Annotated in this window: 19 protein-coding genes; 12 read left to right on the forward strand and 7 right to left on the reverse strand. The window is 66.8% G+C overall.

Going from position 1 to position 20934, the window contains the following annotated elements; all coding sequences use genetic code 11:
* The first annotated feature begins 16 nt into the window (after nt 1-16).
* Nucleotides 17-1072, forward strand: coding sequence for a DNA replication/repair protein RecF (gene recF, locus D1610_RS01090; RefSeq protein WP_118862291.1), 1056 nt, complete (start codon nt 17-19; stop codon nt 1070-1072).
* An 80-nt stretch (nt 1073-1152) separates the two neighbouring features.
* Here recF and D1610_RS01095 read toward each other — a convergent pair whose 3' ends face one another.
* The gene (locus D1610_RS01095; protein ID WP_118862292.1) at nt 1153-1530 is read right to left on the reverse strand and encodes a glycine zipper 2TM domain-containing protein; all 378 of its coding nucleotides are present in this window, start codon (nt 1528-1530) and stop codon (nt 1153-1155) included.
* A gap of 192 nt (nt 1531-1722) precedes the next feature.
* On the opposite strand from D1610_RS01095, the gene D1610_RS01100 reads away from it, so the two are divergent.
* On the forward strand, nt 1723-2703 hold the full coding sequence (locus D1610_RS01100; protein WP_118862293.1) for an esterase-like activity of phytase family protein: 981 nt from the start codon (nt 1723-1725) through the stop codon (nt 2701-2703).
* Nucleotides 2704-2802: 99 nt separating this feature from the next.
* On the opposite strand, the gene rpmB is transcribed toward D1610_RS01100, so the two are convergent.
* Nucleotides 2803-3090: a 50S ribosomal protein L28 gene (gene rpmB, locus D1610_RS01105; protein WP_118862294.1), complete on the reverse strand. Its 288-nt coding sequence runs from the start codon at nt 3088-3090 to the stop codon at nt 2803-2805.
* 143 nt (nt 3091-3233) lie between these two features.
* Here rpmB and D1610_RS01110 point away from each other — a divergent pair, with 143 nt between their 5' ends.
* The 4 genes from D1610_RS01110 to D1610_RS01125 are packed head-to-tail and all read left to right on the forward strand — an operon-like array spanning nt 3234 to nt 4821.
* Complete coding sequence (locus D1610_RS01110; RefSeq protein WP_118862295.1) at nt 3234-3467, forward strand: hypothetical protein; 234 nt, start codon at nt 3234-3236, stop codon at nt 3465-3467.
* Entirely contained in the window at nt 3464-3685 is a 222-nt protein-coding gene (locus D1610_RS01115; protein ID WP_118862296.1) for a YqaE/Pmp3 family membrane protein, read from the forward strand. The genes D1610_RS01110 and D1610_RS01115 overlap by 4 nt, the downstream gene beginning before the upstream one ends.
* Before the next feature lie 8 nt (nt 3686-3693).
* Nucleotides 3694-4146 (forward strand): nucleoside deaminase, encoded by a 453-nt coding sequence (locus D1610_RS01120; protein ID WP_245941905.1) that lies wholly within the window; start codon nt 3694-3696, stop codon nt 4144-4146.
* 24 nt (nt 4147-4170) lie between these two features.
* Entirely contained in the window at nt 4171-4821 is a 651-nt protein-coding gene (locus D1610_RS01125) for a glutathione S-transferase family protein (RefSeq protein ID WP_182466651.1), read from the forward strand.
* 78 nt (nt 4822-4899) lie between these two features.
* On the opposite strand, the gene D1610_RS01130 is transcribed toward D1610_RS01125, so the two are convergent.
* On the reverse strand, nt 4900-5586 hold the full coding sequence (locus D1610_RS01130) for a YiaD family glycine zipper/OmpA-like lipoprotein (RefSeq protein WP_118862916.1): 687 nt from the start codon (nt 5584-5586) through the stop codon (nt 4900-4902).
* A 131-nt stretch (nt 5587-5717) separates the two neighbouring features.
* Between D1610_RS01130 and D1610_RS01135 the strand changes: the two genes are divergently transcribed.
* Nucleotides 5718-7025 (forward strand): hemolysin family protein, encoded by a 1308-nt coding sequence (locus D1610_RS01135; protein WP_118862299.1) that lies wholly within the window; start codon nt 5718-5720, stop codon nt 7023-7025.
* On the opposite strand, the gene D1610_RS01140 is transcribed toward D1610_RS01135, so the two are convergent.
* Together D1610_RS01140 and purD are read right to left on the reverse strand one after the other, a co-directional pair.
* Complete coding sequence (locus D1610_RS01140; RefSeq protein ID WP_118862300.1) at nt 7022-7600, reverse strand: hypothetical protein; 579 nt, start codon at nt 7598-7600, stop codon at nt 7022-7024. The genes D1610_RS01135 and D1610_RS01140 overlap by 4 nt on opposite strands.
* A gap of 64 nt (nt 7601-7664) precedes the next feature.
* On the reverse strand, nt 7665-8939 hold the full coding sequence (gene purD, locus D1610_RS01145) for a phosphoribosylamine--glycine ligase (protein WP_118862301.1): 1275 nt from the start codon (nt 8937-8939) through the stop codon (nt 7665-7667).
* Between purD and xseA the strand changes: the two genes are divergently transcribed.
* The 5 genes from xseA to D1610_RS01170 all read left to right on the forward strand — a co-directional run bounded on the left by xseA (nt 8938) and on the right by D1610_RS01170 (nt 16406).
* On the forward strand, nt 8938-10326 hold the full coding sequence (xseA, locus tag D1610_RS01150; RefSeq protein WP_118862302.1) for an exodeoxyribonuclease VII large subunit: 1389 nt from the start codon (nt 8938-8940) through the stop codon (nt 10324-10326). The two genes, purD and xseA, sit on opposite strands and share 2 nt — an antisense overlap.
* Before the next feature lie 22 nt (nt 10327-10348).
* Nucleotides 10349-10546, forward strand: a complete 198-nt coding sequence (locus D1610_RS01155; RefSeq protein WP_118862303.1) for a DUF2093 domain-containing protein — start codon at nt 10349-10351, stop codon at nt 10544-10546.
* Complete coding sequence (locus D1610_RS01160) at nt 10543-11466, forward strand: M23 family metallopeptidase (protein WP_245941907.1); 924 nt, start codon at nt 10543-10545, stop codon at nt 11464-11466. Before D1610_RS01155 ends, D1610_RS01160 begins: the two co-directional genes overlap by 4 nt.
* A gap of 256 nt (nt 11467-11722) precedes the next feature.
* Entirely contained in the window at nt 11723-14878 is a 3156-nt protein-coding gene (locus D1610_RS01165) for a TonB-dependent receptor (RefSeq protein ID WP_245941908.1), read from the forward strand.
* A gap of 70 nt (nt 14879-14948) precedes the next feature.
* Entirely contained in the window at nt 14949-16406 is a 1458-nt protein-coding gene (locus D1610_RS01170) for a tetratricopeptide repeat-containing sulfotransferase family protein (RefSeq protein WP_182466652.1), read from the forward strand.
* Here D1610_RS01170 and clpB read toward each other — a convergent pair.
* Both clpB and D1610_RS01180 read right to left on the reverse strand, forming a co-directional pair.
* Complete coding sequence (clpB, locus tag D1610_RS01175; protein ID WP_118862306.1) at nt 16403-18979, reverse strand: ATP-dependent chaperone ClpB; 2577 nt, start codon at nt 18977-18979, stop codon at nt 16403-16405. The genes D1610_RS01170 and clpB overlap by 4 nt on opposite strands.
* Before the next feature lie 67 nt (nt 18980-19046).
* Nucleotides 19047-20672 (reverse strand): M20/M25/M40 family metallo-hydrolase, encoded by a 1626-nt coding sequence (locus D1610_RS01180; RefSeq protein WP_118862307.1) that lies wholly within the window; start codon nt 20670-20672, stop codon nt 19047-19049.
* Nucleotides 20673-20934: the final 262 nt, after the last annotated feature.

Below are 20934 nucleotides of genomic sequence, written 5' to 3' on the forward strand. Positions count from 1 at the left end.
CCTAACCGGGTCGCGCATGCTCGACCGGCTGATCCTCACCGATTTTCGCAACCATGCGGAGGCAGCGCTCCGGCCCGGCCCCGGCTTCGTCGTGCTGACGGGCGACAATGGCGCGGGCAAGACCAATGTGCTGGAGGCGGTGTCGCTGCTCGCGCCCGGGCGAGGCCTGCGCCGCGCGCCGCTTTCGCAGATGGCGCGGCAGGGCGGCGACGGCGGCTTCGGCGTCGCCGCGCGGATGGACGATGTGGAGCTCGCCACCGGCACGCGCCCCGATACGCCCGACCGGCGGGTGGTGCGGATCAACGGCGCCGCCGCTTCGGCCAATGCGCTCGCCGAATGGCTCACGGTGCTGTGGCTTACCCCGGCGATGGACCGGCTGTTCATCGAGGGCGCGGGCGAGCGTCGCCGCTTCCTCGATCGGCTGACGCTGGCCTTCGCGCCCGGCCATGCGGCGCACGCCAACCGCTACGAGGCGGCGATGCGCGCGCGGACGCGGCTGCTGACCGGCGATGCGCCGCCCGATCCGGCCTGGCTCGCCGCGCTCGAAGCGCAGATGGCCGAGCATGGCGCGGCGATCGGCCGCGCGCGGCGGGAGACGGTGGCGGCGCTCGCCGGGCGGCTGGCGGACACGGACGACGCGCAGTTTCCGGGCGCCGACCTGCTGATCGAAGGCTGGGCCGCCGGCGATCTGGCGCGCGAGCTGGCGGCGGGGCGAGCGCGCGACGCTGCGGCCGGGCGCGCGCTCGCCGGCCCGCATCGGCAGGATCTGCAGGTCGCCCACCGGGCGAAGGCGCAGCCGGCGGGCCTGTGCTCGACCGGCGAGCAGAAGGCGCTCCTACTCGCCATCGTCCTCGCCCATGCCGATCTGATCGCCGAGCGCCTCGAACGTCCGCCGGTGCTGCTGCTCGACGAGGTCGCGGCCCATCTCGACCCCGCCCGCCGCGCGGCGCTGTTCGAGCGGCTGGCGGGGCGCGGGCAGGTGTGGATGACGGGAACCGAGCGCGCGCCCTTCGCCGATCTGGGCGAGGCGAGCTGGTTCGCCGTGACGGACGGTCGGATTTCGGCTGGTTGACCCAAACGACAAAGGGCCGGGCCCTTTCGGACCCGGCCCCCGCCACCCTCGATACGCGACCCGAGGGAAGATAGGCTGGCTTAGCGGCAGTAGCGCGGGTTGCCCGAGCGATCGATCTCGCGACCCGCTAGCGCGCCCACCGCGCCGCCGATGATGGTGCCCGCGGTCTTGTCGCCGCGGCGGCCGACGACTTCGTGGCCGAGCAGACCGCCGGCGATCGCGCCTACGATCGTGCCGGTGGTGCCGCTGTCGCAACGCCGGTTGTAGCGATAGTTGTAGCGGCGGTTGTTGTAGTAACGGCGCTGGTTGTAGCGGCGGTCGTAGCGATCGTAGCGGTCATAGCCACGCTCGTAGCGGTGACCATAATAGCCCTGCGCTTCGGCAGGGGCGGCCGGGACGACCAGGGTAGCGGCGCCCATCGTGACCGCTGCGCCGATCAGGGACAGTTTCTTGAACATCACGAATCTCCTTCTCATCGCGAATCTTGCGGTCGGCGGGCGCGTGGCGGAGGCGCCACTTGCTTCGTCGACATGTGCCTTATGGAGTGATTCGCTTGAGCCGGTCCTGAATGCGGCGGTTATCGATGGTTCAGTTGCCTCGCGTTCATGTTGCGGTGACGCAATGACCTGGAGCGGCTAGGGAGCGTCGCGATGCGGCGCGTGCTCCTCCTGCTCCTGTTCCTGATGCTGCTGGGGCCCGGCTGGTCGCGCACCGAGCGGCTCGATCTGCTGCATGCCGGGCCCGCCGCGATCCGGGCCGAACGGGTGGCGCTCGACCCCGACGATCCGGCCCGGCGCCGGCTGGGGAGGCTCACCTATCTCGGCGGCGTTTCGCTCGACAGCCCCGATCCGGCCTTCGGCGGCTTCTCCGCGCTGCATGTCGCGGGGGACCGGTTCGTGATGCTCAGCGACGGCGGCGGCGTCGCGCGCTTCCGCATGGACGGCGCGGGCCGCGTGTCGGACGCGCATTTCGCCGATCTGCCCGGCGGCCCAGGCGGCTCGTGGGACAAGCGAGACCGCGATGCGGAAGCCCTGGCGGTCGATCCGGCGACGGGACGGATCTGGGTCGCGTTCGAACGCTGGAACGCGATCTGGCGCTACGCCCCCGGTTTCGCGCGCGCGGAAGGGCAGGTCCGCCCCGCCGAAATGGCTGGCTGGTCGTTCAACGGCGGTCCCGAATCGCTCGCGCGCCGCGCCGATGGCAGCTTCGTCGTGCTGAGCGAAAGCCATTTCGCGGCGGACGGCAGCGGATCGAGCGGGCGCGTGTTCCTGGGCGATCCGGTCGCCGGTGCGCGCTCCTACGGCTTTCGCCTGCGCGCGCCCAAAGGCTGGCTGGCGAGCGACGCGGCAGAGCTCCCCGACGGTCGATTGCTGGTGCTGCTGCGCCGCTTCGCGCTCGCCGAGCGGGGCTTCGCGAACAAGCTGCTGCTGGTCGAACGCGGCGCGATCCGCCCCGGCGCGGTGGTGCGCGGGCGGGTGATCGCGACGCTGCGCCGGCCGCTGATCCACGACAATTTCGAAGGGCTCGCGATCAGCGAGGAGCAGGGGCGGACGATCGTCTGGCTGCTGTCCGACGACAACCAGCTGTTCCTGCAAAGAACGCTGCTGCTGAAGTTCGCGTTCGACGAATAGCCCGTCACCCCTGCGAAGGCAGGGGCCTCAGTCGGCAAATGCTATGCCGGATGTGCCACGACCCAGCGGCCCCTGCCTCCGCAGGGTCGACGAACGCAATCAGGCCGCAGTCGCCTTCTTGGCGATCTCGCGCTTCAGGCGGCGGGCCTGCAGCGACAGCTTGTCGTCACTGGTCTTGGCCAGCCAGTTGTCGAGCCCGCCGACATGCTCGACCGAACGCAGCCCGTGGGTCGAGACGCGCAGCTTGACCGAACGCTCCAGCGTGTCGGAGATCAGCGTGACGTTCTGCAGATTGGGCAGGAAGGTCCGCTTGGTCTTGTTGTTGGCGTGGCTGACATTGTTGCCAACCATGCGACCCTTGCCGGTCAGCTCGCAGATGCGCGACATGATACAGTCCTGAATTTCGGGTTCGTTCGGAAAGAGCGCGCCACTAGCGGCAGAGCGCCCGTCCGTCAACCGATTCCCGCCCCAATGCAACCCGGCGCGGCAGACGATCGTTATGGATACGCAACATAGATAGGGGTCCCACCATGCGCGCACTGCTCGTCCTCGTCGCCATCGCGATCATTGTCCTGATCGCCGCGGTTTCATTGGGCTTCATCAGCCTCGACCAGACTCAGACCGCCCAACTGCCCTCGATCGAGGTCGAAGGCGGGCAGGCGCCCGAGTTCAAGGCCGACGTCGCCGATATCGACGTCGGCACCGAGAACAAGACGATCGAGGTGCCGACGATCTCGGTCGACAAGCCCGAAAACGCGCAATGACCCGGCAGAAGGTGACCGGGCGGCGCATCGCGGCGATCGTGGCGGCTTTCCTGCTGCCGCCGCTCGCCGTGTTCCTCGAACGCGGTCTCGGATCGCAGTTCTGGATCGCCACCGTGCTCACCGTCCTCGCCTTCGTGCCGGGCGTGATCTTCGCGCTCTATACCATCTTCATCGACGCCGCAGGCGATGCTGGCGCTAAGGAGACGGCGGCCGCATAAGGCGCGGCATGGCCTTTCCCCTGCCCGAACCGATGCGCCGCGCGCTCGCCGAGGCCGCCGCCGCGGCGCAGGCGGGCGAAGTGCCGGTGGGCGCCGCCGTGGTGCTCGGCGGCGCGATCGTCGCCGCTGCCGCCAACGCCCCGCGCGCGCTCAGCGATCCCACCGCCCATGCCGAAATCCGCGCGATCCGCATGGCGGCGGAGGCTTTGGGTTGCGACCGGCTGGAGGATTGCGACCTGTTCGTCACGCTCGAGCCCTGCGCGATGTGCGCCGGCGCGATCGCCCATGCCCGCATCGCCCGGCTCTATTACGGGGCGGCCGACCCGAAGGGCGGCGCGGTGGAACATGGGCCGAGGTTCTTCACCCAGCCGACCTGCCACCATCGGCCGGAGGTATATGGCGGGATCGGTGAGGCCGAGGCAGGGGCGTTGCTGAGGGGTTTTTTCCGCGAGCGGCGATAGATGGACGGGAAGGGACGTGCTGCGATGGGCGAACTGACGATCTGGACCTATGACTGGGTGCCCCAGGGTCCCCGCGGCTTCGTGCGCGATCTCAGGCTCAGATGGGCGTGCGAGGAGGCCGGCCTCGATTATACCGTCCGGACGGTCCCGTTCGACGGCCGCGAGACCAACCATCTCGCGCGCCAGCCCTTCGGCCAGGTCCCGTTCCTGACCGACGGAGAGCTGGAGCTGTTCGAAAGCGGCGCCGGCCTGCTGCACCTCGCCCGGAAAAGCGACAAGCTGATGCCGCGCGATCCGGCCGGAGAGGCGGAAACGCTGCAATGGACGATCGCCGCGCTCAACTCGATCGAGATGGTCAGCGTGCCATGGTGGTTCCTGAAGATCTCGGGCGATGCCGACAACCAGCTTGCCGGATGGATGGGCATGCGCCTCGACCAGCTCGAAAGCATATTGGGCGAACGGGAATGGCTCGCGGCCGGCCGCTTCACCGTCGCGGACCTGCTGATGGCGGATGTGCTGCGGGTTTCGGATGTCCGCGCCTTCGGCGATCGGCCGGCGACCGAGGCCTATGTGACGCGTCTCACCGATCGCCCCTCGTTCAAGAAGGCCCAAGCCGATCAGATCGGCTTTTTCGCGGCGGCGGATGAGAAGAGGGCGGAAGAAGGGGCGGGCTGACGCCCGCCCGAACAGCCCACGAAAAAAGAGGGGCCGCGCGACCTTCGCCGCGCGGCCCTTCCTTCAGCCCGGCGTCGTTTACTGGACGGCGTTGACGTCGTTCTGCGTCAGCGGGACCACCTTGATCTCGACGCGGCGGTTGGCGGCCTTGCCCTCCGCGGTCGCGTTGGAGGCGACCGGCTGGCTTTCGCCGAAACCCTGCGTCGCGATGCGCGCCGAAGCGACGCCGCGCGAGGTCAGATAGCCCGCGACCGATTGCGCCCGGCGTTCGGACAGGCTCTGGTTGTACGCGTCGGTGCCGTCCGAATCGGTGTGGCCGTACACGTCGATATAGGTCTGGTTATATTGCGCCAGCGTCTGCGCGACCTGGTCGAGCGTGCCGCGGAACTGCGGCTGGATGCTCGATTCGTTGGTCGCGAAGGTGATGCCGGACGGCATGTTGAGGACCAGGTTGTCGCCGTCGCGGATCACCTGCACGTCGGTGCCGGCGGTGCGCTGCCGAAGCTCGCGCTCCTGCTTGTCCATATAGGCGCCGACGCCCGCGCCGGCGAGGCCGCCGATGCCCGCGCCGATCAGCTTTTCGGTGCGGTCGTTGCGCCCGCCGACCAGATCGCCAAGGAAATAGCCGGCGACCGCGCCGCCCACGCCGCCGATCGCCGCCTTGGAGATCTGCCGCTCGCCGGTCACCGGATCGGTCGTGCAGGCTGCGGTCGCCAGCATCGCCGCGATCGCCGCTCCGCCCAGAATCTTCGCGTTGAAACGCATCATGTTTCTCCCGTGTTGAACCCCTTGGAACCCGCTGTGGGGCCGCTTGTTCCGCTTGCGCACCGAATAGGCGCTGAACGCGCGGTTGTGCATTAGAAAGATTCGCGCCAAGGGAAGTTCCGCAGACCATCATGGCCCCGCTTTCCCCCTTCCCCTGGTTCGATGTCGTCGTGATCCTCGCGCTGGTCGCGCTGAACGGCGTGTTCGCGATGTCGGAGCTCGCCATCGTCTCGGCGCGCAAGGCGCGGCTGGAGGCGCTTGCGCGCGCGGGCAGGCCGGGCGCGCGCGCCGCGCTCAAGCTGCAGGGCGACCCCGGCCGCTTCCTCTCCACGGTGCAGATCGGCATCACCCTGATCGGCATCCTCGCCGGCGCCTATTCGGGCGCCAGCCTGGGCGAACCGGTGGCTGAGCGGATCGCGCTGCTGGGCGTCGACGCGGAAACCGCGGAGACGATCGGCTTCGCCATCGTCATCGCCCTGACCACCTATGCCTCGCTGATCATCGGCGAACTGGTGCCCAAGCAGTTCGCGCTGCGCACGCCCGAACCGATCGCCGCGCTGATGGCGGTGCCGATGCAATGGCTGGCGATCGCCACCGCGCCGATCGTCTGGGTGCTGGACAGCACCAGCGCGCTGATCTTCCGCCTGCTCGGCATGAACCGCGAGTCCGAAGAGCATGTGACCGCCGAGGAGCTGCACATGATCGTCGCCGAGGCGTCCAAATCGGGCGTGATCGAGGAGCATGAGCGCTCGATCATCTCGGGCGTGGTGCGCCTCGCCGACCGGCCGGTGCGCGAGGTGATGACGCCCCGGACCGATGTCGACTGGATGGATGTCGGGCTCGACGCCGAGGGCGTTCGTACCGCGCTGCTCGACACCCCGCACAGCCGCTTGCCGGTGGCCGAAGGGTCGATCGACGCGATCATCGGCGTGGTCCACACGCGCGATCTCGCCGCGGCGATGATCCGCGGCGAGGGCGTCGATCTCGCCGCGATGGCGAAGAAGGCACCGGTGGTGCCCGATCAGCTCGACGCGATGAACGCGCTCCACACGCTGCGCGAGGCCGATCTGCCGATGGCGCTGGTGCATGACGAATACGGCCATTTCGAAGGCATCGTCACCCCCGCCGACCTGCTGATCGCGATCGCCGGCGAATTCGCCTCCGATATCGACATCGGCACCGAGCGCGCGGTGACCGAGCGCGAGGACGGCAGCCTGCTCGTCTCCGGGCAGATGACCGCCGACGCGCTTGCCGAGAAGATCGGCATCGACCTGCCCGAGGATCGCGACTACGCCACCGTCGCCGGCCTCGCGCTCGCCGTGCTCCGCCGCCTGCCGAGCGAAGGCGAGGTGTTCGAGGAGCAGGGCTGGCGCTTCGAGGTGGTCGACATGGACGGACGCAAGATCGACAAGCTGCTGGTCAGCCAGATCGCGCGCTAGAGCTTGCCGAAGACGCTCTCGAACGCTTCGACGTCGCCCTTCGCCAGATAGCGCGCCTGCTCGACCACGCGGTCGCGCGCCAGGCGGCCCCTGAAGGCGCCGAGCTGCGCGTCGAGTGCGTCGGCCTCGATCTGGCTGAGCGCGCCGATCTGCTGGAAGCGGGTATAGCCGAAGCCGGCCAGCGTGGCGGCGAGCTTCGGACCGACCCCTTTCATCCGGGTGAGATCGTCGGCTTGCGCGGGCGCGGCGGGAACCTCGCGCGCCGGCTCCATATCTCCGGCGAGCGTTGCGGGCGCCGCGTCGAGCGGGGCGGCGGCGACCACCGGCGTGTCGGCGAGTGGCGGAGGCGGCGGCGCGGTGACGGGCGCGACCTCATGGATCTCGGCCAGCCGCTCGCTGGCCTCTTCCGCGGCGCTGCGCTGGCGCGCAGCGCGGGCGCGGATGCGCGCGACGAGGATCACCGCGACGATCACCGCCAGCCCGAGCAGCGCGATGAGGACGAGATGCACGATAGTGAGCGGTCCGATCAGCGCATTGCTCGTCGCCGTGGCGCTCGATGTCGATTCCTGGTCCACGCCCCGTGCTCCTTACCGCAATGCGCTGAGCCTAGCCGCGCCCGCGACCGCGGACAACGGCAGATCAGCGATCCGCGCCGAGCCGTTCGCGCTCGATCGCGCGCCAGCCGATATCGCGCCGCGCGAAGCCTGTCGGGAAGTCGATCGCGTCCACCGCCTCGTACGCCGCGGCCTGCGCCTGGGCGACCGAGCCGCCGGTCGCGGTCACGGCAAGCACGCGTCCGCCGCTCGCGACCAGCGCGCCGTCGTCCTTCGTGCCGGCGTGGAATATCTTGGCGCCGCTCCGCTCCGCCGCGTCGATGCCGGCGATCTCGCCGCCCGTCTCGGGCGTGCCGGGATAGCCCTTCGCCGCCATCACCACGGTGAGCGCGACGTCATCGGCAAAGGCGGGAGGGGGCAGCTCGGCGAGCCGTCCTTCGGCGGTGGCGAGCATGATCTCCAGCAGATCGCCCTCCAGCCGCATCATCAGCACCTGGCATTCGGGATCGCCGAAGCGGACATTATATTCGATCAGCTGCGGCCCGCTATCGGTCAGCATCAGCCCGGCGTAGAGCACGCCCGAATAAGGCGTGCCCGCCGCCGCCAGCGCGCGGACGGTGGGCGCGACGATCGTGTCGATCGCCCGCCGCTCCAGCTCGGGCGTCAGCACATCGGCGGGGCTGTAGGCGCCCATGCCGCCGGTGTTTGGGCCGGTGTCGCCATCACCGACGCGCTTGTGGTCCTGCGCCGATCCGAACGGCACGATCGCCTTGCCGTCGGTCAGCACGAACAGGCTCGCCTCCTCGCCTTCCAGGAACTGCTCGATAACCGCTTCGCCATCGGCCTCGGCGAAGATCGCCGCGATCGCGGCCTCCGCCTCCGCGCGCGTGGCGGCGACGGTCACGCCCTTGCCCGCCGCCAGCCCGTCCGCCTTTATCACCACGGGCAAGCCGAAATCACCCAGCGCCGCAACCGCCCCCTCCTTCGATGTGACGCGTTCGTAGCCTGCCGTGGGGATGCCTTCGCGCCGGCACAGATCCTTGGTGAAGCCCTTCGATCCTTCGAGCTGCGCAGCCGCCTTGCCCGGGCCGAACGCGGCGATCCCCATCGCGCGGATGTTGTCGGCAAGCCCCTCGACCAGCGGCGCTTCCGGGCCGATCACCACCAGCCGCACCGAGTTGCGGAGGCAGAAGTCGATCACCGCGCGGTGATCGGCGAGCGCGATGTCGGCGATCGTCGCGTGCGCCGCGATGCCGGGATTGCCGGGCGCGGCGAACAGCGTATCGAGGCGGGGCGATTGCGCAAGCTTCCATGCGAGCGCATGTTCGCGACCCCCTGATCCGAGCAGCAGGACATTCATGAGCGACCTTCCCTTCGATACGCAGACCGGCCTGCTAGCGGCGAACCGGCCCGGCGACAACGCCGAGCCGATGAGCGTGAGCGAGCTTTCCGGGGCGCTCAAGCGGACGGTCGAGGATCGCTTCGGCCATGTCCGGCTGCGCGGCGAGATATCGGGCTGGAAGCGCGCCGCATCGGGACACGCCTATCTGTGCCTGAAGGACGACGCCGCAGTGATCGACGGGGTGATCTGGAAGGGGCAGGCCGCCGCGCTCGCCTTCACCCCGCAGGATGGGATCGAGGTGATCGCGACCGGGCGCGTGACGACCTATCCGGGACGGAGCAAGTACCAGATCGTCATCGAACGGATGGAGCTGGCGGGCGAAGGCGCGCTGATGGCGCTGTTCGAGAGACTGAAGGCGCAGCTGGCGGGCGAAGGACTGTTCGATGCGGCGCGGAAGAAGCCGCTTCCCTTCATGCCGCGCACCATCGGCGTGGTGACCTCGCCGACCGGCGCGGTGATCCGCGACATCCTCCATCGCCTGACCGACCGCTGCCCCGGTCATGTGCTGCTATGGCCGGTCAAGGTGCAGGGCCAAGGCGCCGCGGCGGAGGTGGCGGCGGCGATCCGCGGCTTCGACGCATTGAAGCCGGGCGACCCCGTGGCGCGGCCCGATCTTCTCATCGTCGCCCGCGGCGGCGGCTCGATCGAGGATCTGTGGGCGTTCAACGAGGAACCGGTGGTGCGCGCCATCGCCGATTGCCGCATTCCCATCATTTCGGCTGTGGGGCACGAGACCGACACCAGCCTCTCGGACTTCGCCGCCGACCTGCGTGCGCCGACACCGACCGCCGCGGCCGAGATCGCCGTGCCGGTGTGCGCCGAGCTGCAATCGCTGCTCGCCGAACTGGGCCTGCGCGCCGAACGCTGCGCGCGGCGCTATCAGGCGCGCGCGGAAGAGCGCTTGCAGGCGCTGGTTCGCGTGCTGCCCCGCCGAGATGCGTTGCTCGGGCCGCAGCGGCAAAGGGCGGACGATCTCGCCGCCCGGCTCGATCGCGCGCTCGGCGACCGGCTGGGGCGAGGGCGCCGCGATCTCGATCGCGCCGGCGCCATGCTCAGGCCGGCGATGCTCGATCAGCGGGTGGCGCGCGCGCGCGACCGGCTCGCCTCGGCTCGTCGCCTGCTCGACTCGCTCCATCCCGAAAAGCCGCTCGATCGCGGCTATGCCTGGGTGTCGGCGCGGCCCGGCGGCGGGGTGGTCGGCACGGCCGCCGCCGCACGTCAGGCGGGCGCCCTGACGCTCCACTTCGCCGATGGTGAGGTCGACGCTCAGGCCGGCCGCGGGGTTGAGCGCGCGTCCGCCAAGGCGTATCCGGGCAAGAAGCCCGAACAGCCTACCTTGTTCTGACCAAATTCCGGGGAATGCGCCGATGCTGATGTCCAACACCCAACGCGCGGCGCGGCTGCACTATATGGCCAACGGATTTCGTGTGCTGTCGCCGGGCGATCACGTGATCTGTGCGGTGAGCGGCGAGGCGATCCCGCTTGATCGGCTGCGTTATTGGAGCGTTGCCGAGCAGAAGCCCTTCGCCAGCGCCGAGATCGCGGTGCGCGCGCTCGGCGCGTGATTCATCACGCCCGAACGCTGTCGGCCGCGGCGCTGCTGGCGCTGCTCGCCAGTTGCGCCGCGCCGCGCCAGCCGGCACCGGTGCCGACTGCTCCGCTCGTGCCGGCCCCAGCGGCTGTGCCGCAGGTAGAACGCCAGACGCTGCCGCCCGCACCCGCGCGCTTCCAGTTCGAAGGCGCGATTCGCCAAGGCGGCGTCGTGATCGGCACCGCGCCCGAAGGCGTGGTTGCGGTCAACCTGAACGGCGAGAAGATCACGCTCGCCCCGGACCGCCGTTTTCTCATCGCCTTCGACCGCGATGCGCCACCCACGGCGCGCATCTCCGCCACGCTCTCCGACGGGCGCAGCATCGACGAGACGCTGACGGTGGCGAAGGGCGATTGGGAGATCGAGCATGTCGACGCCTCGCGCACCGGCGGACGGACATCGGCCGAGTTCCGCCGCCTGCGCCCGGCCGAACTTGCTGCGATTAACGGCGCGCGGGCCAGGGAAACGGGCGCGGAAGGTTGGCGGCAGCAATTCACCTGGCCGGTCATCGGGCGCATCTCCGGTCGGTTCGGCGCGCAGCGCATCTATCGCGGCACGCCGGGCAGCTACCACTCGGGCGTCGATGTCGCGAAGCCCGCGGGCACGCCGCTGGTCGCGCCGGCGGATGGGGTGGTCATCCTTGCCACGGATCATCCCTTCACGCTGGAAGGCAATCTCTTGATGATCGACCACGGCATGGGCCTCAACAGCGCATTCCTGCACCTTTCGGAAATCAGCGTGCGCGAGGGCGAATCGGTACGCCGCGGCCAGCCGATCGGCCGTATCGGCGCGACCGGCAGGGCGACCGGGCCGCACATGCATTGGGGCATGAAATGGAACGACGCGCGGATCGATCCGCTGCTGCTCGCGGGGCCGATGCCGTCACGATCGTAACCACTGCGACATTTTTGCCTATGCTGGTGCGCCCGGAATGTAAGAATGTTGTGGGCGCCTGTCACGGTTGTGTCTTCTAGGCTACACCTCAGCTTAAACATCGCCCCGAAACTGAATGTCGCCTTTACAGCCGGACACGCTGGCCTCATCCATCGCCGCCATGTCCCGCAGTGACGCATCACGATGCGCGCGTGGGGCGAAGCAACCTTCCGCAAGGGGGCGATCCGCCACGCGGAAACAGAGCGAGGGAATTTTCGTGACCAACTCCACGACCATCAAGCGCGCATTGCTGCGCAGCGGTTCGGCGTTCCAGGCGCTTGCGCTGCTGGGGGCCGGGCTGACCACGTCGGCGATCGTCGCCGTTCCTGCCGTGGCGCAGGATTATACGCGCGGTTCACTGGAAGGCACTGCCTTGTCCTCCACGGGCGAGCCGCTTTCCGGAGCAACCGTGACGCTGCGCTCGAACGCGCAGGGCTTTGAACGGTCGACCACCGCTGATGCCAATGGCGACTTCTCCTTCAATCTTCTGCCTCCGGGCACCTATGCTCTGCAGATTCGCGGCACCAATGGTGAGATCATTGGTGACCCCGCGGTGCCGATCACCGCAGGCCAGAGTGCCAACTTCACTTACACCGCAACCGGTGGGACGGCGGCCGAAACTGCAGCCACGGGCGACGAGATCGTCGTGACCGGCAGCCGCGTGCAGACGAGTGATTTCGCCGCGACGACCACGGGCATCACCCTCAATGTGCAGCAGACGGTTGAATCGATTCCGATTCCCCGCACACAAACCGGTCTGATCCTGCTGGCGCCTGGCACGAGCCAGGGCGACGCCAACTTTGCCGACTGCACCGACTGCGTTTCGGTTGGCGGTGCGACCATCGCCGAGAACAGCTATTATGTGAACGGCCTGAACACCACGAACTTCCGGACGATGGTCGGCAACAATACTGTGCCGTTCGAATTCTACCGGAGCTTCGAGGTCAAGACCGGCGGTTATACTGCGGAATTCGGCCGTTCGCTTGGGGGTGTCACCTCGGCGGTCACCAAGTCGGGTTCGAACGACTTCGCAGCGGGCATGGTGCTGACCTATCAGCCGGACGCGCTGACCAGCGATGCGCCCAATACCTATCAGGATGCCGAGGAGACGCTGCTCAAGACGCGCAACGACACCGACTACACCGAGAATCTGGCGGCGGCATTTTACGCGTCGGGCGCGCTGGTAAAGGACCACGTCTTCTTCTACGGGCTGTATCAGCCTCGCTTCAACAAGCAGGAAGACACCTCCGTCGCTAACGGCTTCCGCTTTGTCGAAACCGACAAGGACCCGTTCTTCGGCGGCAAGGTGGACCTGGTGTTCGGCGATCACCGCCTGGAAGGCACCTATTTCCGCGACAAGCGTGATATCACGACCGATTATCTCGGAGTGGACAGCGACGGCGAAGTTACGGGCTATTCGGGTAGCGATGTGCTGACGCAGGGCGGCGACAACTTCATCGTTCAATATACCGGCCAGTTCACCGACTGGCTCACGCTGTCGGCGGCATATGGTGAGAACAACTACACCCGTCGCGCCGTTTCGTCTTCGGACGTATCAGTGACGTCCTCTACCCTCGGTGGCATCACGCGCGTTGTTGCAGGCCTGCCGCTGACCTCGGGAAATCCCACTGATGGCGAAGATAACCGGAAGGTTTACCGCGTCGATGCCGACGTCTATGTCAGCTTCCTCGGCGATCACCATTTCCGACTGGGTTATGATCGCGAGGATCTGACCTCCGAAGAGCTCACGTTCTACACCAACAATTATGCATATGTCTTCAATCCGACCTATATCCGCCGCCGGCTATATCTAAATACCGGTAGCTTCACTTCTCGACAGCAGGCGTTTTATCTGCAAGACAGCTGGGATCTGCTCGACGACCGTTTGAATTTGCAACTTGGTATCCGCAACGACAACTATCGGAATTCCAGTGTTGGCGGCGAGCCCTATCTCGAAATGGAGAATCAATGGGCGCCGCGTCTCGGTGCTTCGTTCGACGTGTTCGGCGACAAGCTGACCAAAATTAACGCCTTTTACGGTCGCTATTATCTTGGTGTCCCGACCAATACCAACATTCGTCTGGCGGGTCAGGAGCTCTATTATGAGCAGCGCTTCGCTTATGCGGCGGGTGTCGATCCGACCGTATTCGATAGTCGCGGTGTGCCCGAGGGCCAGGAGTTCACGGCCGATGGCTCGCCGGTGCTGGGCGGATTGACGGCGGCGAACACCAATGATTGCCCCGAAGTCGGTCCTGACTCCGGATCGCTCTGCACCACCGTGTTTTCTGACGGTGTGCTTGGCCCGACGGACACGCTGGTCGCGGCCGATCTTAAGCCGATGTACCAGGACGAGTTCATCGTCGGCATCAGCCACCGGATGGACGACTGGACCTTCGGTCTGAATTACATCAACCGCCGTCTCAAGCAGACGCTGGAGGATGTCGCGATCGACGCGGCCGTGCTCAAGTATTGCGATCTCGGTCCGGACGGCCAGGCGAATAGTGGCGATGAGATCGCGGGATGCGACGACGAGTTTTCGGGCTTCCACCAGTATGTTCTGGCCAATCCCGGCGAAGACATCACGGTTCGTCTGGACGGCAATTGCGAGGTCGATGCCCGGATGTGCGACGTCGTTACGCTTTCGGCTGACGACCTCGGTTATCCCAAGCCGCAGCGCAACTACGATGCGGTCGAGTTCACGGCTCGCAAGGCGTTTGATGGTCTCTACAGTCTGGACTTCTCGTATACATGGGCGCGGGTCCGGGGTAACTATGAAGGCTCGGTCAAGTCCGACAACAACCAGGACGACGCCGGCCTGACACAGGATTACGATCAGCCCGGCCTAACCGACGGTGCCTATGGCATCCTGGCCAACGAGCGTGAGCATACGTTCAAGCTGTTCGGCTTCTTGCAGCCGGTGGATTGGATGTCGATCGGCGCCAACCTGACGGTGCAGTCGCCGCGCAACTTCTCTTGCATCGGCGTACATCCGACTGACGAATTTGCTGCAGGATATCAGGCAGCATCGTTCTGGTGCCGCAATCCCGCGGCGGCAGATGCGGCCTCGGAAACATTCACCGATGGCGACGGTGTAGACCATTATCTGGTCAATCGCGGCACCGCGTTCCAGAGTGAGTGGAATACGAACCTCGACCTGGGTGTTCAGTTCAAGCTTCCGGGTGACCTCTCCGGCTCAAGCTTCCGGGTGGACGTGTTCAACGTCTTCAATTCGAAGGCCAAGCTCGACTATGTCGAATTCGGCGACACCAATGCCGGCGCCGCTCGGACGGACTACAGGCTCGTCACGGGTTATCAGGCGCCTCGCGCGGTGCGCTTTACGCTCGCGATGCGCTTTGGAGGCGACACGCAGTAACCCTGAAGCAAAGTTTTCTCTTTTGGGGGGCGCATTGGCAACAATGCGCCCCTTCCTTTTGGTGACATGGATGGAAACCAACGATCTTCTGGGCCGATTGAAGGCTGCACTGGCATCGCGGAGAAGGGCAAGCGTCAACGAGGCCATCGTCGATCTGCTCGCTGCACCGCCAAGAATCGGCCGTAGCTGGAAATCGGTCGCCCTTGCCGCGCGGCGCAACGGTGAGTTGACGCTCGCCCGCGCGTGCGCGGCTCGCATGACCGCCGATGGCGTTCCGGAGGGACCTTATGAAGAGGCGGCGATGGCCGCGCTTACGGGGCAGCTGGAGGAAGCGCGCAAACTTGCTGCCCACGCATCGCCAAGCGGGATAACGGAGGCCGCTCTCGAATATCTACGCGGTACGATTGCGCTCAACAGCGGCGAACTCATACTCGCCGAGGCGCATTTCGACGCCGCACGACTGGGGGATCCTTCGATCGGACAGACCTATCTCGCGCTGGCCAGCTTGCGGGATATGGCGGCTGCACCTGAGTTGGCGGAGATCATCCTTGACGCAAGGGAAAAAGTATCGACGAGCAATCCGTTCGACCGCGCCGCTTATCACTACGCATTGGGAAAGACGCTCGACGACCTCGATGAGCCAGAACGCGCCTTCGAGGAGATCGCAGCGGGCGCCCGCATTATGGCGAACCTGCGGCCCTATGATCGAAACGCTGATGCCTCCTTGGCCCAATCGGCGATCCGGGGTTTCGACGGAGCTCGCATTGCCGCTTTCGCTCGATCTGTGGACTCTGACAACGATCGCCCGATCCTGGTCACCGGTTCGCCGCGTTCCGGAACCACGCTTCTTCAGGAAATGCTAGTGCGCCACAGCGCTGTGGCGGATGGCGATGAACTCGATCAATTCAGTGTTCTGCTGCGCGAGATCGGTGGGAACGGTGCCGGCGATCTCGAACGATATCAGGAAAGGTTGGGCGGTATCGACGCCCTGGCCCGTCTTTATCTCCGCCTCCTTACCGAGCGCTTCGGCACCGGTGGGCGCATCGTCGACAAGTCGCTCAACGCCAGCCGTTATCTAGGTCAGTTCGCCGCGGTTCTGCCCGGTGCGCCGTTGATCTGGATGCGTCGATCGCGGCTCGAAAATGCATGGTCGTGCCTGAAGACCTTCTTCGCCGCCGGCATCAATTGGAGCTGGAGCCAGGAAGACATCGCCCATCATTTTCACTTGGAAGATAAGCTTCTCGAGCGTTGGCAGGCGATCTTGGGCGATCGTCTGCTGATCGTGGACTATGAGGATTTGGTGCAGGATACGCGATCGACAACCGGGGGCGTGCTTCGCCACTGTCGGCTTCCAGAGGAAGAAAGCGTGTTCGGTGAAGGCAAAGGCAATCGAACGGTAACCACCGCAAGCGTCGTGCAGGCGCGGCAGCCCATCTATCGGCGTGGACTCGATCGCGCACGCCGTTACCGCGAGCGACTACAGCCCTTTGTCACGGCCTATCGCTCGTTCGGCGGCAAGATCGATTAGACGACGCTCAACGCAAGCCGCCCATCGCCTTCGTCCACCTTCACAACCGCGCCATCCCTCACCTCACCCCTGAGGATCATATCAGCCAGCGGATCCTGCAGGTGGCGCTGGACGGCGCGCTTGAGCGGCCTTGCGCCGTAGACCGGATCATAACCGACCCGGCCCAGCCAGTTCCGCGCCGCGTCGGTCAGCTCAAGGGTGATCTTGCGGTCGGCCAACAGGCGCTGGACGCGGCCGACCTGGATATCGACGATCGGGCCCATATGATCCTGGCCCAGCCGGTGGAACAGGATGATCTCGTCCAGCCGGTTGAGGAACTCGGGCCGAAAATGCGCGCGGACGACTTCCATCACCTGCGGTTCGACATCCTCGGTCGACTGGCCGTCGGTCATGCTGGCGAGATACTGGCTGCCGAGATTGCTGGTCAGGATGATCAGCGTGTTCGAGAAATCGACCGTGCGGCCCTGGCCGTCGGTCAGGCGTCCATCGTCGAGCACCTGGAGCAGCACGTTGAACACGTCGCCATGCGCCTTCTCGACCTCGTCGAACAGCACCACCTGATAGGGGCGCCGGCGAACGGCCTCGGTCAGCACGCCGCCTTCCTCATAGCCGACATAGCCCGGAGGCGCGCCGATCAGGCGGGCGACCGAGTGCTTCTCCATGAACTCGGACATGTCGATGCGGACCATCGCCGCGTCGTCATCGAACAGGAATCCGGCGAGCGCCTTAGTCAGCTCGGTCTTGCCGACGCCTGTCGGGCCGAGGAACAGGAAGCTGCCGAGCGGCCGGTTCGGGTCCTGCAATCCGGCGCGTGAGCGGCGGACCGCGGTGGAGACGGCGCGCACCGCGTCCTCCTGGCCGATTACGCGGCGCCCAAGCGCCTCCTCCATCGCCAGCAGCTTCTCGCGTTCGCCCTCCATCATCCGGTCGACCGGGATGCCGGTCCAGCGGCTGACGACCGAGGCGATGTCCTCTGCGGTCACCTCCTCGCGCAGCATCGCGCCCTGGCTGGCGCCCTGCGCCGCCTCGAGCTGCTTGGTCAAGGTCGGGATGGTGCCGTAGGAAAGCTCGCCGGCTTTGGCCAGATCGCCCGCGCGCTGAGCCTGTTCGAGTTCAAGCCGCGCGGCGTCGAGCTGCTCCTTGAGCTTCGCCTCGCCGGCGATCTTGTCCTTTTCGCCCTGCCAGCGCGTGGTCAGCTCGGCGGACTGCTGCTCCAGATTGGCGAGCTCGCCCTCCAGCCGTTCAAGGCGATCCTGCGACGCCGCGTCGCTTTCCTTCCTGAGCGCCTCGCGCTCGATCTTGAGCTGGATGATGCGGCGATCGAGCGTCTCGATCTCCTCGGGCTTGGATTCGACCTCCATGCGCAGCCGCGACGCGGCCTCGTCCATCAGGTCGATCGCCTTGTCGGGCAGGAAGCGGTCGGTGATGTAGCGGTTGCCGAGCGTCGCCGCCGAGACGATCGCGCCGTCGGTGATGCGCACGCCGTGATGAAGCTCGTACTTTTCCTTCAGCCCGCGCAGGATCGAGATAGTGTCCTCGACCGTCGGCTCGCCGACGAAGACGGGCTGGAAGCGCCGCTGAAGCGCCGGGTCCTTCTCGACATATTTGCGATACTCGTCGAGCGTGGTCGCGCCGATGCAGTGCAGCTCGCCGCGGGCGAGCGCCGGCTTCAGGAGGTTCGAGGCGTCCATCGCACCGTCGGTCTTGCCCGCGCCGATCAGCGTGTGCATCTCGTCGATGAACAGCACGATCTCGCCGGCCGCGGCCTTGACCTCGTCGAGCACGCCCTTCAGCCGCTCCTCGAACTCGCCGCGATACTTCGCGCCGGCGATGAGGCTGCCCATGTCGAGCGCCATCAGGCGGCGGTCCTTGAGGCTGTCTGGCACGTCGCCGTTTGCGATGCGGAGCGCCAATCCTTCCGCGATCGCGGTCTTGCCGACGCCGGGGTCGCCGATCAGCACCGGATTGTTCTTGGTTCGCCGCGCGAGAATCTGGACGGTGCGGCGGATCTCCTCGTCACGGCCGATCACCGGATCGAGCTGGCCGTCGCGCGCCGCCTGGGTCAGATCGCGGGCGAACTTCTTCATCGCATCGTAGCGATCCTCTGCGCCAGCGGTGTCGGCGGTGCGGCCGCCGCGCAGCTCGTTGATTGCGGCGCCCAGGCCCTGCGCGGTGACGCCGGCGGCGGTGAGCGCCTTGCCGGCCGCGGTCTGGCTGGCGGCAAGCGCGAGCAGCAGGCGTTCGACCGTGACGAAGCTGTCGCCCGCCTTCGCCGCCAGCTGCTCGGCGGCGTCGAGCACGCGCACCGCATCATTGTCGAGCCCCGGCGTCGATTGCGCGCCGCCGCCCGACACGGCCGGGATTTTGGCCAGCGCCGCATCGGTGTCGGCCAGCGCGCGCGCCGGATCGCCGCCGGCGCGTTCGATCAGGCCGGACGCCATGCCCTGCTCGTCCTCGAGCAGCGCCTTCAGCAGATGCTCGGGCGCGATCCGCTGATGGTTCAGGCGGATCGCGACGGTTTGCGCGGATTGCAGGAAGCCTTTGGCCCGGTCGGTGAACTTATCGATCTTCACGCATGTGCCCCATGTGATGATGCTGGGATGTAGTGTTGTATTTATGCAACACAAGGGGCTCCACGCGCTATTTTTCCGGGCGCGCCGCCTTTGGCTGATCCTTGGCGTATTGCGCGCCGAACGGGCTGTCGGCGTACCAGCGCGGCGCGGCGGGCGCGTTGGCGATATCGCGGGCGATGGCGTAGTTGACCTGGGCGAACTTCGCGCCGGCCTGCCAGTTGAACGGCAGCTTCGTGTCGTCGCTGGGCTTGTGATAATGGGCGGCGAGGAAATCCTTGAAGGCCTTCTCCCCGCCATTGGCGAAGCCGGTGACGAGGAACACCGACGGCACGCCCTGCTTGACGAAGCTGTAATGGTCCGAACGGACGAACAGATTCTCCTCGGGCATCGGATCGGGCGCTAGCTTGACGCCGTACTTGCCCACCGCCGCCTCGACCGCCGGCCCCATCGTCGAATGCTCGGCGCCGAACGCGGTCACGTCGGTGAAGTCGTAGAGCAGCGCGGGCATGTCGAGATTGACGACGCTGACGACCTTGCCGCCGGGCAGCGGGTGCCGCGCGAGATAGTCCGAGCCGAGCAGCCCGTCCTCCTCCGCGGTGACCGCGGCGAACAGGATCGAGCGCCTGGGCTTCTCGCCGCTCTCCGCAAAGGCGCGCGCGACCTCGAGCATGGTGGCGATGCCGGCGGCATTGTCCATCGCGCCGTTGTAGATCTTGTCCTCGCCCTCGGCCGATTCCTTGATCCCCTCATGGTCGAGATGCGCCATCAGCAGCACATATTCGCCCCTGAGCGCCGGGTCGGAGCCGGGGATGACGCCGACGACGTTGGGGCTTTCGAACTTGCGCCACTTCGACGTGCCTTCGAGCGACACCTGCGGCGTGAGCGCGAAGCCCTTGATCCGGCGGCCGCGTTCGGCGTCGGCGTAGATCTGCTTCACCGATCGCGGCGCGCCGGCGAACAGCGCGTCTGCGGCGGGGCCATTGACATAGGCGGCCGACGTGATGCCGGGCGCGGACCGGTGCGGCGTGCCGTCGGGATTGGCCCAGTTGATCGCGCTGTCGCTGGAATAGCCCTTGAGCACATCCCAGCTCACGATCTTTTCGAGCTGCGGCGAGAACAGGGTGATGACGCCGGTCGCGCCCGCATCCTGAGCCATCTTCGCCTTCTGGCTGTTGAGGCTCGCGGCGACGTCGCTGGGCAGCCCCTTGGGCGTGCCGTAGAGCATCACCACGGTCTTGCCGCGCACGTCGAGCCCGGCATAGTCGTCCAGCTTGGCGGCGGCGTCCTTCAGGCCATAGCCGACGAACACCACCTCGCTCGACAGGCTCTGCTTGCCTTCCGCGGCGATGTTGACCAGCGCGTTCTCGCCATTGGCGTATCGCGTGCCGGCGATGGTGATCGCGGCGGGCGCCGAGATGTCGGGCGCGCGCTCGACGAACGGCACCTGCTGATACCAGCTTTCGCCGTTGCCCGGCTTGAGCCCCAGCGCCGCCATCTCGGTCGCGACATAGCGCGCGGCGATGTCATAGCCGCGCGTGCCCGCGTCGCGGCCTTCGAGCAGGTCGTCGGCGAGGAACTCGACATGCGCGCGCACCGCCTCCGGCGTGAAGGCGGGCTCGGGCGCGCCATTCGCGAGCGCGATGGTTGATGCGGAAGCGAGGGCGAGGGCAATTGCGGCGGAGAGGGTGCGCATGTCTTTTTCGAGTCCCGGGAATGGATTTGCGATTGCGTCAGGTCTAGCCGAACGCCACGCTGTCGCAAGACAGCAATACAGTTGCCATGGCCGGATGTGAACGAGCTTCAACCATTCCCGTCACCCCGGACCTGTTCCGGGGTCCATCGTGCCCCAAGCGCCGCGCTCACCCTTCGAGGTCAGCCCAAGCCGAGGGATGGACCCCGGAACAAGTCCGGGGTGACGAAGAGGATTAGGGATTGGGAATATCTATGGGTTCGAG

This window comes from Sphingomonas gilva (assembly GCF_003515075.1).
Classification (GTDB): Bacteria; Pseudomonadota; Alphaproteobacteria; order Sphingomonadales; family Sphingomonadaceae; genus Sphingomonas; species Sphingomonas gilva.

What these genes read in the sequence shown, in the direction of transcription:
- recF (WP_118862291.1), top strand. Translation starts at nt 17, where the DNA reads ATGCTCGACCGGCTGATCCTCACCGATTTTCGCAACCATGCGGAGGCA.
- D1610_RS01095 (WP_118862292.1), bottom strand. Translation starts at nt 1,530, where the DNA reads ATGTTCAAGAAACTGTCCCTGATCGGCGCAGCGGTCACGATGGGCGCC.
- D1610_RS01100 (WP_118862293.1), top strand. Translation starts at nt 1,723, where the DNA reads ATGCGGCGCGTGCTCCTCCTGCTCCTGTTCCTGATGCTGCTGGGGCCC.
- rpmB (WP_118862294.1), bottom strand. Translation starts at nt 3,090, where the DNA reads ATGTCGCGCATCTGCGAGCTGACCGGCAAGGGTCGCATGGTTGGCAAC.
- D1610_RS01110 (WP_118862295.1), top strand. Translation starts at nt 3,234, where the DNA reads ATGCGCGCACTGCTCGTCCTCGTCGCCATCGCGATCATTGTCCTGATC.
- D1610_RS01115 (WP_118862296.1), top strand. Translation starts at nt 3,464, where the DNA reads ATGACCCGGCAGAAGGTGACCGGGCGGCGCATCGCGGCGATCGTGGCG.
- D1610_RS01120 (WP_245941905.1), top strand. Translation starts at nt 3,694, where the DNA reads ATGGCCTTTCCCCTGCCCGAACCGATGCGCCGCGCGCTCGCCGAGGCC.
- D1610_RS01125 (WP_182466651.1), top strand. Translation starts at nt 4,171, where the DNA reads ATGGGCGAACTGACGATCTGGACCTATGACTGGGTGCCCCAGGGTCCC.
- D1610_RS01130 (WP_118862916.1), bottom strand. Translation starts at nt 5,586, where the DNA reads ATGCGTTTCAACGCGAAGATTCTGGGCGGAGCGGCGATCGCGGCGATG.
- D1610_RS01135 (WP_118862299.1), top strand. Translation starts at nt 5,718, where the DNA reads ATGGCCCCGCTTTCCCCCTTCCCCTGGTTCGATGTCGTCGTGATCCTC.
- xseA (WP_118862302.1), top strand. Translation starts at nt 8,938, where the DNA reads ATGAGCGACCTTCCCTTCGATACGCAGACCGGCCTGCTAGCGGCGAAC.
- purD (WP_118862301.1), bottom strand. Translation starts at nt 8,939, where the DNA reads ATGAATGTCCTGCTGCTCGGATCAGGGGGTCGCGAACATGCGCTCGCA.
- D1610_RS01155 (WP_118862303.1), top strand. Translation starts at nt 10,349, where the DNA reads ATGCTGATGTCCAACACCCAACGCGCGGCGCGGCTGCACTATATGGCC.
- D1610_RS01170 (WP_182466652.1), top strand. Translation starts at nt 14,949, where the DNA reads ATGGAAACCAACGATCTTCTGGGCCGATTGAAGGCTGCACTGGCATCG.
- D1610_RS01180 (WP_118862307.1), bottom strand. Translation starts at nt 20,672, where the DNA reads ATGCGCACCCTCTCCGCCGCAATTGCCCTCGCCCTCGCTTCCGCATCA.